Genomic DNA, 13368 nt, shown 5'->3' with positions numbered 1-13368 from the left:
TCGACCGACCGCCCCAGAGGTGTCACAAGTTCCTCGTTTTCTGGACACTTCCGCCCCGCTGCCCGACAATCTCCAGCGTGACGTCGTCCTTCGAGTTCCAGACCTACCCGGCGCGGCTGTCGGACGCCGAGCGCGATCGGGCGTTGCGGGTGCTCCGCGAGGGCGTCGCTCTGGGCAGGCTCTCGCACGACACATTCGTCCTGCGGATGGAGCTCGCGCTCGCCGCCCGCACGTCCGACGAACTCGCCGCGCTCACCGCCGACCTGCGCACCGAGAGCCGCTGGTCGCGGCTGCTGTTCGGCGCCGTGGAGGCGGCCTCCGGCTTCACCGTGCGGCTGCGCAGGGCCTGGCAGGTCGAGCGGCTTCCCAAGCTGCTGCTGCCGCGCCCCGACAGCCCGTACCCGCTGCGGATCGGCCGCGACCCGGCCAGCGGCCTGAGGCTCAGCCACGAGACGGTGTCCCGCGTGCACGCCGAACTCACCCGCCAGGGCGGCCTGTGGGTGCTGCGCGACCTCGGCTCGACCAACGGCACGTCCGTGAACGGCCGGCGCGTGATCGGCACCGCCGTCGTCCAGGACGGCGACCAGGTCAGCTTCGGGCGGATGGCCTTCCGGCTCGCCGTGGACTGACGGGCCCGGGAAGCACTGCCTCCGGTGCCGGCCCCGTGAACGGGGGCTTCGCACCCCGCAGGGGTGTTGACGTACCCCCAAGTCGTGACTCACTGTGCTTACATCATGCACACCAAGTGAACCGACGCCACTCTCAGCGGAGGTAAGACCCTGCCGCCACTCCTCCGCTACCCGTCCGTGGACGAACTGGGCATCCGGGCGGCCGCGCTCGTCGAGCGCCGCCCACGGGACACCCGGCTGCGCCGGGTGGGCACATCACGAGCCGGGCTTCCCCTGTGGCTGCTGTCCGTCGGACACGGCAGCCGTCAGGTCCTCGTCGTGGCGGGCCCGCACGCCAACGAGCCCGTGGGCGGCGCCACCGCCCTCCGCCTCGCCGAACGGGCGCTCGCCGACCCCCGGCTGTGCGACGGCGCCGACGCGACCTGGAACCTGCTCCTGTGCCTCGACCCGGACGGCGCACGCCGCAACGAGGGCTGGCTGTCGGGCCCGTACACCCTCGGCCACTACTTCCGGAACTTCTTCAGACCCGGCTTCCTCGAGCAACCCGAATGGCTGCCCGACGGCGCGGACGGGGCCACCCTGCCGGAGACCCGCGCCCTGCTCGACCTCCAGGACGAACTGCGGCCCTTCTTCCAGTGCTCCCTGCACGGCGTCGACGTGGGCGGCGGGTTCGTCGAGCTCACCCGCGAACTGCCCGGCCTCGCGCCGCGCCTCGCCCACACCGCGGCCCGCCTGGGCATCCCGCTCGAACTGGGGCCGTACGACACGCTGTACTGGCCCACCCTGGGCCCCGCCGTCTACCGGATCCCGCCCCCGCGGCACGCGGATCTGGCCGCCGCCATAACGGAGGCGGCGGTCGAGTCCACCTGGTTCCACCCGCACCGGTACGGCACGGTGACCGCGATCGTCGAGGCCCCCATGTGGGGCGTACGGGCCGTGGGAGACGCCTCACCGCCCGCGGACGCCGACGGGGTGCTCCGGTCCGTGAGCCGCACGCTGCGCCGCGACACACGGCTTCTGGAGGGGCTGCTGCTCCGGATCCGCCCAGGGCTCGGCACGACTGGGGACACGGCACGTCTCCTCGCGCCGGTCGACGACTATTTACTGGTCTGCCCCGGCCTCGCCGACTCCTGGGACCCCGACACGGACACCGACGACGGCACACATCCGCTGCCGCCGCTCGACACGGCCCGCCTGACGGCACTGCGCATCTCCGCCCGGCGGATAGCCCTGCGCACCGCAGGTCTGCTGCACCGGCTGGTGACGGCCGCCGGACGCGACCCTTCCGGCGCCCTGCCGGACCTCGACCGGCTCATCGACGCGTGGTGCGCGGACTACCACGACGGGCACCAGGCGCGTTGGATCCCGGTCGCGCGGCAGGTCGAGTACCAGGCGCGGGTGGTGCTCCACGCGTTCGAACTGGCAGGCAGGCGCGCGCCCGTGGGACGCTCCGGCGCGCGCCGCGGCGGTACGCCAACGGCGCGAGCCGAAGCGCCGTTCGAGTGAGTCGGACTGCGCCCCGGGCCCCCGGATGCCGATGCATGAGCCATGACGAAAACGATGACGGCGGTACGGGCCTGCCTGCTGACCGCCTGCGCTCTCCTCGCCGTGGGGCCGGTCCCGGCCGCCCAGGCGGCGGCACCCCAGAAGCCGGTCCGGGACGGCTGGCTCTATGTCACGGTCACGCAGGGCGAAACCCGCGCCGGCGAAACGCGCGGCACGCTACTGCTCTGCGATCCGCCCAAGGGGCGCACCCAAACGGCACGGGCCCACGCGGTACGGGCCTGCCAGGAACTCCGGGCCGTGAACGGTGACATCTCCCGGATCCAGCCCCGGAGCGTCCACTGCCCGATGGTCTACGCGCCGGTGACCGCGTCCGCGCGCGGTACGTGGCACGGCCGCCGGATCGGATACACGAAGACCTTCTCCAACGCCTGTGCGATGAAGGCGGAGACGGGCTCGGTGTTCGCGCTGGCGGACTGAGCCGTCGCTGAGGCGTGAGGCACGCGCGCGTGCCTCACGCCTCAGCGCTCGCGCGCGTGTTGTGCCGCCGCCACCACCGTGCGGCTCTGGTGCTCCACCTGGTGCTCCAGGGGCACCCAGCGGGCGCGGAAGCGTTCGGCGAAGGCCTCGCTCCAGGACGCGACAAGGTGCTCCAGATGTGGCGCCGCCCGGTCGTCGGCCTCATGGAGGACCCGTAGAAGCATCGCGGCGGCCCGAAGGGGTAACCGGCGGCCGAACGCGTCCACACTGCCGACGTACGCCATCGTCGTGTCCGCGGGCGGCGTCCGGGCCCAGTCGCCGGCCAGCCCCGGCACCAGCTCCAGAGCCCACTTGGCGGCCCGCAGCAGCGGCCCCTCGGGCCCGGGGAGGCGGGGCAGCGCCTCGGTGAGGACCACCTCCACCTGCAGCGCGTCCCGCACGAGCCGTCGCGCCAGGCGCCGCATCGCCGCCGCCGGAGCGGGATGCGGCGCGGGATCGTCCACCAGGTCACTGGCCCACATCGGCACCTCCACGACCGCCGTCAGACCGCCGTACCGGTGGGCGTGGTACCAGGTGCTGTGCCGGGCGTCGTCCGGCATGCTCGGGTACGCCGCGTCCGTGCCGGACGCGGGCATCACGTGCACCCCGGGGCCCGAGGCCGGCCAGCCCGCCGCGTCGGTGGCACCCGTCTCCACCGGGATGTGCAGCTCGGCCGCGGACTTGGCGAAGGGTTCCGCCAGTCCAGGGATGTCCTTCGTCAACTGCACCCAGCTGCCACCCAGATCGGTGCCGTGGAGCGTCACCTGGAGATAGGGGCGGAGCTCGTCGATGACCCGGGTGAGGGCACGCGTCTCGGGCGGCAGACGGTCGGGCGGCAGCACGGACGGCGACCACTCCGGCTGCTCCGGGCCCGCCGGGCGGAAGAAGCCGAGGTGGTAGTCGAGCAGGGTGCGCGGCGCCGGCGTTTCATGGAGGCTGGCCCCGTCCGGGTCCGCGCAGAGCAGGAAGTGCCAGGACGTGCCGGCCCGCAACCGCCGGTCGCGCAGGGCCCGCTCGGCCAGCGACAGCAGGGTGGAACCGCCGGTGGGTTCATTGGCGTGGGCGCCCGCGACGATCAGTACGGAGCGCTCGGCGTGGCCCATGGACAGCAGGTGCAGGGGCCGCCCCGCGCGCGAGACGCCGACCTGTCTGAGGGAGCACAGGCCGGGCCGGTGAGCGGCCAGAGCCCGGGCGGACGAGACGAGTTCGGTCACAGTGGGGTAGCGCAGCTCCGGCAGGAGACTCACCCCCGTATCGGTCAGCCTGGCGTCGCACTGCGCAGTAGTCCACGGACTGGATGAAGTGTCAAGAAGGTGTCCGACGGCGCGAAGGCGCGTTCACGGTGGTGCAGTGCGAGTTCACGCCCGCGAGCCGTCGCCGTGGCCGTCGCCGATCCGCTCCAGGAGCACCACGGGCAACCGCTCGAAAAGCTCCTCCACGCGCGTGTGCCCCGTGAATTCCCGCCCCGGAGACAGCAGATCGGCCCACCGCCCGGCCGGCAGCGGCAGGAGGGTGTCGCGCCAGCCGCCCGCGTCCTGAAGACGCAGCGACAGCCGCGTGACAGCCGTGATCACCTCCCCGGAGCGTACGAACGCCACGCAGTGCGCGGCACCCGGGCCCTCCGCGTCGATGGGCGCGTACGTCGCCGATTCGCCGAAGACGGCAGGGCGCTCTCGGCGCAGTCGCAGCGCGGTCGCGGTGAGCGCGGCCTTCTCGGCGGACAGGCCGCCCGGATCCTGGGGCGGGAAGGGCGCCGGGCGCCGGTTGTCCGGGTCCACGAGGGCCCGGTACTCGGACTCCGTGCCCTGGTAGACGTCCGGCACGCCCGGCATCGTCAGATGGACGAGGGCCGCCCCGAGGACGTTCGTCCGCACATACGGTTCGAGCGATCGCCTGAACCCGGCCGCGCGCCGCCCGGGAGCCCCGCACGGCCCCGCCGTCAGGAACGCGGCCACAGCGGCCTCGTAGGCGGCGTCCTGTTCGGTCCATGCCGTGACCAGACCGGCCTCCCGGACATGCTTCAACAAGGCACCCTGCAGCCGTTCTTCGGCCGCCGGCCCGAGGCCGATCGCCGTCTGCCAAGCGGCCCACGCCACCTGGGGATCCGGCGCGGCCTCCCCGTCGGCCGCCGTCAGCCCGGTCACCTCGGTCAACAGGTCGGCCCAGCGCGCGGGGCACTGGGTGAGCACCGAGATCGCCGCCCGCACATCGGCGCTGCGCTTCGTGTCGTGCGTGGACAGCACGGTGCCGGTGCCGGGCCAGTCGCGCTGCACGCGCGCGCAGTAGGCGTGGAACACCTCCGTGGACACGGCCGGTGAGCCCGGCTCGCCGCCCACCTCCGTCGCCGACAGGAGCGGTACGTACCGGTAGAACGCCGTGTCCTCCACGGACTTGGCCCGCAGTGCCGACGAGGTCTGTGCGAACCGGGCCCGGAACCCCTCCTGCGCGGGGCCGTCTCCGAGCAGGCCGAGCACCAAGTCCCTTACGACGTCCACCGCATGGGACTCCTCGGGCACCGTGAAGGCCTGCCGGGCCTCGTCCGCGGCCGCCTCGGTGACGACCGACGCGGCGTCCGAGGAGGCGTACGGCCGGTAGACCTCCAGGCGCACGAGCAGTTCCCGCAACGCGGTGCGCAGGGCCCAGGGGGAGTGGTCGCGCAGCTCCGGGTCCGGGGCGGTGCGGCACAGCCGGTCGGCCTCGCGGGTGAGGCGGTCGACCTCGGTGGCCAGCTCGTGATGGACCACCTTGTACGCGGCCCGCCGCACCGTCGCCTCCCAGACGCCGCCACGGTCGGCCTGGGGGGCCGCGAACCGCCGGTACTGGCCGAGGAGCTCCCCCGCGCCCGCGGGGTCCGTGAAGAGGCCGTCGATGTGCCGTAGCGCGTCATAGCCGGTGGTGCCCGCGACCGGCCACGCGGCGGGCAGCGGTTCCCCCTCCGCGAGGATCTTCTCGACGACCGTCCAGCGTCCGCCCGTCGCCTCGTGGAGACGCCGCAGGTAGGTGTCCGGGTCCGCGAAACCGTCGGGGTGGTCGATCCGCAGACCGTCGACCACCCCGTCGTGCAGCAACTGAAGGATCTTCGCGTGGGTGGCCTCGAACACCTCCGGGTCCTCGACCCGTACCCCGATCAGCTCCGAAATGCTGAAGAAACGGCGGTAGTTGAGCTCGGTACGGGCCAGACGCCACCAGCCCAGGCGGTACCACTGCGCGTCCAGGAGCTGCGGCAGCGGCAGTTTCTCCGTGCCGTCGCGCAAGGGGAACACGTGATCGTAATAACGCAGCACGTCGCCGTCGACCTCCAGGTGGCCGAGCTCCGTGCCGAGCCGCCCCCCTAGCACCGGCAGCAGCACCTGGCCGTCCTGGGCCTGCCAGTCGATGTCGAACCAGTGCGCGTACGCCGAGCCGGGCCCCTCGGACAGCACGTCCCACAACGGGCGATTGTGACGGGGGGCCATCGCCATGTGGTTCGGCACGATGTCCACCACGAGCCCCAGGCCGTGCTCCCGCGCGGTGCGCGCGAGGGAGCGCAGGCCCTCCTCGCCGCCGAGTTCGTCCCGCACGCGCGCGTGGTCCACGACGTCGTACCCGTGCGCCGACCCCGGCACGGCCTCCAGCACCGGCGACAGATGCAGATGGGAGACGCCGAGCGAGGCCAGATACGGCACGGCCGCCGCGGCGGCCGCGAACGGGAACTCCGGCTGCAACTGGAGCCGGTACGTGGCGGTCGGAGCGGCGGGCTGCACCGGGTCGGGACGCTCAGGTGTCATGGGAACCTACGTACCCGCCCCGCCGCCTTTCGTGTCATCGACACGCGAGCGGCCGCCGCGTACCGCGGGAAAACGCGCCGCACGCGCGCGTGGCACCCGAGAACGAGCCACGACGAGCAGCACGCGCGCGTGGCGCTCGAAAACGAGCCCCACGCGCGCGTGCGCCGCACAGCGGAGCCGTCAGGCCGGCCGCTGCAACACCACCATGCTCCGGTCCACCAGCGTCAGCCGGTCGCCCGCCGGGACCTTCGCGCCCGTCCCGGAGGGCACTCCCTCCGGCCGGGACGTGTCGACGACCACCTGCCACTGCCGGCCGTGGTTGACCGGCACCACGAACTCCGTGGTCTTCGCGGAGGCGTTGAACATCAGCAGGAACGAGTCGTCGCTGATGCGCTCGCCGCGCGGACCCGGCTCGGAGATCGCGTTGCCGTTGAGGAACACGGACAGCGCCCGCGCCTGCGTGGAGTTCCAGTCGTGCTGGGTCATCTCCTCGCCCGCCGGGGTGAACCAGGCGATGTCGGAGAGCTCGTCGTGAGTCCCCTGCACGGGCCGCCCGTGGAAGAACCGGCGCCTGCGGAAGACCGGGTGGTCACGGCGCAGCCAGACCATCGCGCGGGTGAACTCGAGCAGGTCGCCGCCGTCCTCCGGCCACGGCACCCAGGCCAGCTCCCCGTCTTGGCAGTAGGCGTTGTTGTTGCCGCCCTGCGTGCGCGCGAACTCGTCGCCGTGGCTGAGCATCGGCACGCCCTGCGAGAGCATCAGCGTGGCGATGAAGTTCCGCATCTGGCGTGCCCGCAGCTCGAGGATCTCCGGATCGTCACTCTCGCCCTCGGCCCCGCAGTTCCACGACCGGTTGTGGCTCTCGCCGTCGCGGTTGTCCTCGCCGTTCGCCTCGTTGTGCTTGTCGTTGTACGACACGAGGTCGTGCATGGTGAAGCCGTCGTGGCAGGTCACGAAGTTGATCGAGGCGAGTGGCCGCCGGCCGTCGTCCTGGTAGAGGTCGGACGAGCCGGTGAGCCGGGACGCGAACTCGGCGAGCGTCTGCGGCTCGCCCCGCCACATGTCCCGCACGGTGTCGCGGTACTTGCCGTTCCACTCGGTCCACAGCGGCGGGAAGTTGCCCACCTGGTAGCCGCCCTCGCCGACGTCCCACGGCTCGGCGATCAGCTTCACCTGGGAGACCACCGGGTCCTGCTGGACCAGGTCGAAGAACGACGACAGCCGGTCCACCTCGTGGAACTGCCGGGCCAGCGTGGCCGCGAGGTCGAAGCGGAACCCGTCGACGTGCATCTCGGTGACCCAGTAGCGCAGCGAGTCCATGATCAGCTGGAGCACGTGCGGGGAGCGCATCAGGAGTGAGTTGCCCGTGCCCGTGGTGTCCATGTAGTACCGGGGATCCTCCGTCAGCCGGTAGTACGAGGCGTTGTCGAGGCCCCTGAACGACAGCGTCGGCCCCAGATGGTTGCCCTCCGCGGTGTGGTTGTAGACCACGTCCAGGATGACCTCGATGCCGGCCTCGTGCAGAGCCCGCACGGCCGACTTGAACTCCAGGACCTGCTGCCCGCGGTCGCCCCAGGAGGCGTACGCGTTGTGCGGGGCGAAGAAACCGATCGTGTTGTAGCCCCAGTAGTTGTTCAGGCCCATGTCCACCAGACGGTGGTCGTTGACGAATTGGTGCACCGGCATCAGTTCCAGAGCCGTGACACCCAACTCGGTCAGATGTTCGATGATTGCCGGATGGGCCAGCGCCGCGTATGTGCCGCGCAGCTCGTCCGGCAGCGCCGGGTGGCGCATCGTCAGGCCCTTCACATGGGCCTCGTAGAGCACCGTGTGGTGGTACTCGGTGCGCGGGGGCCGGTCGTCGCCCCAGTCGAAGTACGGATTGACCACCACCGAGGTCATCGTGCGGGGCGCTGAGTCCAGGTCGTTGCGTTTGTCCGGCGAACCGAAGTGATAGCCGTACACCTCCTCGCCCCAGTCGATGGCGCCGCTGATGGCGCGCGCGTATGGATCGAGCAGCAGCTTCGCGGAGTTGCAGCGCTGCCCGCGCTCGGGTGCGTACGGGCCGTGCACACGGAAGCCGTACCGCTGGCCCGGCATGATGCCGGGCAGGTACGCGTGCCGCACAAACGCGTCCGTCTCCCGTAGCTCTATCGCCGTCTCCGAACCGTCGTCATGGAGCAGACACAGCTCGATTCGGTCGGCGGCCTCCGAGAAGACCGCGAAGTTGGTGCCGGCGCCGTCGTACGTGGCACCGAGTGGGTACGCCTGTCCAGGCCAGACCTGCATGGATATGACTCTTCCAGTTGTGCGACGCCGCTTGGGGCGACTCCGGCCCGAGTCTCCCCGAAAGTGATGGAACCACCTATGACTTACGCCCCTCTTACCGATCGTCCAGTGCATACGCGATATGCCAAGGCATCGCGAGTCAAAGCACTCCAAGTGGTACGGGGGGGAGTGGGGGGAAAGTGTTCAAGACAGTGCACCGCCATCTGGGCAAGGTGGTGGCGGGTGCGGCCATCGCGGTCGCCGGGACCGCCGTGATGGTCGGTATCACCCTGCCGGGCTCGGCGGGCGCGGACGACGCGGGCGGCACGGGTGCCGGCCAGAGCGCCCAGGCAGGCCAGGGGCAGGACCAGGGACAGGGGCAGGACCAGGGACAAGGCGGAGCCGCCGCGCAGCCGGGCGTCGTCGAGCAGGCTCCGGCGGAGGGTGACACGGGCAAGGGGCGCGACCCGCTGACCGACGACGAGACGGAGCGCGTCGAGAAGCTCGCGCTGGACCGGCGGATGCTGCGCTCCGGCGAGAACGTCGAGGGGGACAAGGGGCCGCAGCGGATCACCGTCGACCTCGCCGATCCCGAAACGGGCGAACTGGACGACCCGAACGCGCCGCGTCGCGCCGAGGTGTCGTTCTACGACTACAAGGACGACGCGCTCGTCACCAAGACCGTCAACCTCGACACCGGCAAGGTCGAGCAGACGGACACCCAGCACGGAGTGCAGCCACCGCTCAGCCGCGACGAGACCGTCGAGGCCGCGCGGCTCCTGATCGCCGACCGGCTCGGCGCCGGCCTGAAGGCGGACTACAAGGACGCCACCGGCAAGGAACTGACCACTCCCGACCAGCTGATGCTCAACAGCATGGTCTTCCGGTCGAATCCTGGGACTCCGGCCGCGCTCGCCGACTGCGGTGAGCACCGGTGCCTCCGCCTGTTCGTGAAGGTCAAGAACGGGCCCTGGATCGACAGCCGTGACCTGGTGATCGACCTCAGCGCCCGCAAGGTCGTCAAGGCCGTCTGAGCCGCGTGAGCGGCATCCCTTCACTTCTCACCTGACGCCTCCGTAAGGAAGTCATTTCTTCATGCGCGTGAACAGAATCAGCCGTGCCCGCGGCCGTACGGCGGTGGGCCTCTCGGTGGCCGCGCTGGCCGTCGGCGCGACGACCGCCGCGGGACCCGCCCTCGCCCAGCCCGCAGCAGCTCCCAAGGCCGCCCCCGCGGCGGCCGCCGACTGCAGCGCGGCGTACAGGATCGAGCAGAAACTGGCCACCGGCACCACATGGACGATGTGCTGGCACTACGAGAGCGAGGCCGGGCTCGTCCTGGAGAACATCTCGTACCAGCCCAAGGGCGAGCCCCGTCCGATACGTGTCCTGACCAGTGCGAAGCTCGCCCAGATCCATGTCCCCTACGACGACGGCTCGGTCGAGTACGACGACCTCACCGGCGCCGGCTTCGGGCAGGGCATGATGAACATGGCCCCCGGAGAGTGCCCCGGCGGCACCATCAAGACGGTCAAGGTCCCGGACGGCGTGGACCCCGAGAACCCGAACGTCAAGGGCCTGTGCACCACGACCCGCTCCCGCGGCCACGCCTACCGCATGCAGGGCGACACCGCGAACAAGGTCTGGCAGCGGCAGGGCAAGGATCTGCTCGTCTACACCGTCAACCAGGTCGGCTGGTACGAGTACATCACCGAGTGGCGCTTCCAGGACGACGGCACCGTCAACATGAACGTCGGCGCCACCGGCAGCCTCTCGCCGGACGACTACGACGCGGGCGACGGCCGCGGCTGGCCGATCGGCAAGGGCGCGAAGTCGTACGCCACCAGCCACAGCCACAACGTCTTCTGGCGGCTCAACTTCGGCCTCGACGGCAGCTCCAAGAACAAGGTCGAGCAGTACGACTCCGTGGTCAGCCCGCCCGTCGCGGGCGGCGAGGCCCCGCGCAACAAGACCACGCGCAAGTCGATCACCAAGGAGCTCGCCGGTAACGCCAAGAACATGCGCTGGTGGCGGGTCGTCAGCACGGTGGGCAAGAACAAGGACGAGCACGCCCGTTCGTACGAGATCATCCCGGGCGCCTCGTCCAAGTACCCCGGCCGCAGCTTCACCAAGCACGACATCTATTTCACCCAGTACAAGAAGTGCGAACAGTTCGCCAGCAACAACCTGCGCAACTGTGGTAGCGGAGCCGGCAAGTCCGTCGACAAGTGGGTCAACGGGCAGGCCCTCACCCACCCCGTGGCCTGGGTGAACGTCGGCTTCCACCACGTCGCCCGGGACGAGGACCAGCAGCCCATGCCGGTCCACTGGCAGGGCTTCTCCATCGCCCCGCGTGACGTCACCGCTATGAATCCGCTCACTCCGCCCGCACTCGCCGATCAGAACGGGCAAGTCCAAGGCGGTAGTTGAGAAACGACCTGTCCATCCGGCTGCACCGCCCGCCGCTCCCGGAGTACCCTTCCTTGATCGTTGGCCGGGGGAGTGCTCGGGGGAGCGGAAGGCGGTGCGTGGGTGGGCTCGGGAGGGCGGGAGCTGCCCCCTGGTGACGGCGGTCACGAGGGGAGTTCCACGGATGTCCCGCCCGGCGCGGTGTCTCTGGCGCGTCCGATGGAGATCGGAGCGGAACTGGACTGGGGCGCCGAGGCCTGGCGCGAGGTCCGTACGCGTGCCCAGCGGGCGGGGCGGGCCTACATCTGGCTGAACCTGGTCGAACAGCGGCTGCGCGCGGTCGTGGCCGCTGTTCTGCGTCCCATCTACGAACCGATGCACGGTGAGGACGACTGGGTGGTCGCCGCCGCCGGACCGGCCGGCCAGGAGTGGGTGCAGCGCGCCGTCGCGGTGCGCGAGGTCAGCCGCCGCAAGGGCTATCTGCTCGATCCCGCCGACGACAACGTCCTCAGCTTCCTCACGCTGCCGCAGCTGCGCGAGCTGATGGTGCAGCACTGGCCGTGTTTCGAGCCCTACTTCGACGAGCGCCGGGACGTCGAGCTCGCCCTCGACGAACTGGAAGTCACCCGGAACGTCGTCTCCCGCAACCGTGCCCTGTCCGAAGCGGTCCTGTCCCAGGCCGAGCGCGCCTCCGAGAAGCTCCTGGCGATACTCGGCGCGGGCAGTGATGTGCCGTCCGCGCGGCGGCTGCCCGTCGACGCCGTCGAGAGCCTGGTCGGAGACCGGTACGCGGACGTGGTGGGCGTGCACTCCGACCGGGTGCGGCTGCTGCGGCAGTTCCCCGCCGAGGACCTCTTCGGCGGCGCCCGCCGCCTCGACGCCATCGGCATAGGCCTGAACCTGCTGGTGCAGAACTTCTCCGGGCGGCGGCTGGTACGGCTGGCCGAGTCCGGCTGCCGCGTGCGGCTGCTGTTCCTGAATCCGGCCTCCAGCGCGGTGAAGCGACGTGAGCGGGAACTCGGCATCAAGCGGGGCGAGTTGAGCCGCTCCGTCGAGATGAACATCCTGCACATGCGACGGGTGAGGTCCAGACTGCGGGATCCAGGAGCCTTCGAGATCCAGGTCTACGACGAGACGCCCCGCTTCACCGCGTATCTCGTCGACGGGGACGGCTCGGACGGCATAGCGGTCGTGCAGTCGTATCTGCGCCGGACGCGCGGGATGGAGGCACCTGTGCTGGTGCTGCGCGGCGGCGGACGCGTGGTCAGGGCGGACGACAACGGCGAAGAGGGTCTTTTCGGGACGTACCGCGAGGAGTTCGAGCTGGCCTGGGCGGACTCGCGGCCCGTGTCCTGACGGTTCCTGGCGTCGGCGCTCCGGGCGGGAAAGCGGAATGCGGCCCTCTGTTTGTCAGTGGCGCATGGGATCGTGGAGATCACTGGGGGAACGCACCACGAAGAAGGGGACCGGCATGGGCTGGCACGGGGAGCTGATGATCGGCTTCGACCTGGAGACGACCGGGACCGATCCGCGTGAGGCGCGCATCGTCACGGGCGCGGTGATCGAGGTCAGGGACGGGGAGCCGGTCGGGCGTCGCGAGTGGCTGGCCGATCCGGGAGTCGAGATCCCGGCCGACGCGGTGGCGGTGCACGGGATCACCAACGAACGGGCCGCCGCCGAGGGCCGACCGGCCGACCAGGTGGCCGACGCGATCGCCTCGGTGCTCGTCTCGTACTGGCAGACGGGGGTGCCGGTCGTCGCCTACAACGCCGCCTTCGACCTGACCCTGCTCTCCGCGGAGCTGCGGCGGTACGGTCTGCCGTCGCTGCGCGACCGCCTCGGCGGCCTGGAACCGGCGCCGGTCATCGACCCGTACACGATCGATCGCTCGGTGGACCGCTACCGTCGCGGCAAGCGCAACCTCGAAGCGGTCTGCGGGGAGTACGGGGTCGCGCTCGACTCCGCCCACGATGCCACGGCGGACGCCCTGGCCGCGGCCCGTCTCGCCCGCGCGATAGCCGGCCGCCACCCCAAGGTCGCGGCCCTCGGCCCGGCCGAGCTGCACCGCCGTCAGATCGAGTGGTACGCGCAGTGGGCGGCCGACTTCCAGAGCTTCCTGCGCCGCAAGGGGGACGCGACCGCGGTGGTGGACGGGACATGGCCGCTGCGGGACCTGGCGGGCGAGCGGGTCTGAGTGGGTGTTCTGCGAGCGTTCGGCGGTTCTCGTTGGCTTGAGGGCGGGTTGTCCGGTTCCGGGGCTTCACGGTCGGCCGGTG

At 71.1% G+C, this 13368-nt stretch carries 10 protein-coding genes; 7 read left to right on the top strand and 3 right to left on the bottom strand.

The window, feature by feature from the left end; translation table 11 throughout:
* Window positions 1–77 precede the first annotated feature (77 nt).
* The 3 genes from FGD71_RS40440 (at window position 78) to FGD71_RS40430 (ending at window position 2612) form a co-directional block, all read left to right on the top strand.
* On the top strand, window positions 78–629 hold the full coding sequence (locus FGD71_RS40440) for a DUF1707 and FHA domain-containing protein (RefSeq protein WP_119105553.1): 552 nt from the start codon (window positions 78–80) through the stop codon (window positions 627–629).
* Window positions 630–806: 177 nt separating this feature from the next.
* Window positions 807–2135, top strand: a complete 1329-nt coding sequence (locus FGD71_RS40435; RefSeq protein WP_119105552.1) for a M14 family zinc carboxypeptidase — start codon at window positions 807–809, stop codon at window positions 2133–2135.
* Window positions 2136–2177: 42 nt separating this feature from the next.
* Complete coding sequence (locus FGD71_RS40430; RefSeq protein WP_119105551.1) at window positions 2178–2612, top strand: SSI family serine proteinase inhibitor; 435 nt, start codon at window positions 2178–2180, stop codon at window positions 2610–2612.
* A 41-nt stretch (window positions 2613–2653) separates the two neighbouring features.
* Here FGD71_RS40430 and FGD71_RS40425 read toward each other — a convergent pair whose 3' ends face one another.
* The 3 genes from FGD71_RS40425 to glgX form a co-directional block, all read right to left on the bottom strand.
* The gene (locus FGD71_RS40425) at window positions 2654–3898 is read right to left on the bottom strand and encodes a M14 family zinc carboxypeptidase (RefSeq protein WP_119105550.1); all 1245 of its coding nucleotides are present in this window, start codon (window positions 3896–3898) and stop codon (window positions 2654–2656) included.
* Between the two features lie 111 nt (window positions 3899–4009).
* Entirely contained in the window at window positions 4010–6418 is a 2409-nt protein-coding gene (gene treY / locus FGD71_RS40420; protein ID WP_119105549.1) for a malto-oligosyltrehalose synthase, read from the bottom strand.
* A 180-nt stretch (window positions 6419–6598) separates the two neighbouring features.
* Window positions 6599–8707, bottom strand: a complete 2109-nt coding sequence (glgX, locus tag FGD71_RS40415; protein ID WP_119105548.1) for a glycogen debranching protein GlgX — start codon at window positions 8705–8707, stop codon at window positions 6599–6601.
* Window positions 8708–8886: 179 nt separating this feature from the next.
* Between glgX and FGD71_RS40410 the strand changes: the two genes are divergently transcribed.
* The 4 genes from FGD71_RS40410 (at window position 8887) to FGD71_RS40395 (ending at window position 13286) form a co-directional block, all read left to right on the top strand.
* Window positions 8887–9720 (top strand): Tat pathway signal sequence domain protein, encoded by an 834-nt coding sequence (locus FGD71_RS40410; protein ID WP_119105547.1) that lies wholly within the window; start codon window positions 8887–8889, stop codon window positions 9718–9720.
* Between the two features lie 61 nt (window positions 9721–9781).
* Window positions 9782–11113 (top strand): copper amine oxidase, encoded by a 1332-nt coding sequence (locus FGD71_RS40405; RefSeq protein WP_119105546.1) that lies wholly within the window; start codon window positions 9782–9784, stop codon window positions 11111–11113.
* Between the two features lie 102 nt (window positions 11114–11215).
* Complete coding sequence (locus FGD71_RS40400; RefSeq protein ID WP_119105545.1) at window positions 11216–12448, top strand: SAV2148 family HEPN domain-containing protein; 1233 nt, start codon at window positions 11216–11218, stop codon at window positions 12446–12448.
* A 115-nt stretch (window positions 12449–12563) separates the two neighbouring features.
* Window positions 12564–13286: a 3'-5' exonuclease gene (locus FGD71_RS40395; protein ID WP_119105563.1), complete on the top strand. Its 723-nt coding sequence runs from the start codon at window positions 12564–12566 to the stop codon at window positions 13284–13286.
* Window positions 13287–13368 lie beyond the last annotated feature (82 nt).

The sequence above is a fragment of the Streptomyces sporangiiformans genome (assembly GCF_005768555.2).
Lineage (GTDB): Bacteria > Actinomycetota > Actinomycetes > Streptomycetales > Streptomycetaceae > Streptomyces > Streptomyces sporangiiformans.
Note: the sequence above shows the minus strand (reverse complement) of the source record. Positions and strands in the feature narration are given on the sequence as shown.

What these genes read in the sequence shown, in the direction of transcription:
- glgX (WP_119105548.1), bottom strand. Translation starts at nt 8,707, where the DNA reads ATGCAGGTCTGGCCTGGACAGGCGTACCCACTCGGTGCCACGTACGAC.
- treY (WP_119105549.1), bottom strand. Translation starts at nt 6,418, where the DNA reads ATGACACCTGAGCGTCCCGACCCGGTGCAGCCCGCCGCTCCGACCGCC.
- FGD71_RS40430 (WP_119105551.1), top strand. Translation starts at nt 2,178, where the DNA reads ATGACGAAAACGATGACGGCGGTACGGGCCTGCCTGCTGACCGCCTGC.
- FGD71_RS40395 (WP_119105563.1), top strand. Translation starts at nt 12,564, where the DNA reads ATGGGCTGGCACGGGGAGCTGATGATCGGCTTCGACCTGGAGACGACC.
- FGD71_RS40405 (WP_119105546.1), top strand. Translation starts at nt 9,782, where the DNA reads ATGCGCGTGAACAGAATCAGCCGTGCCCGCGGCCGTACGGCGGTGGGC.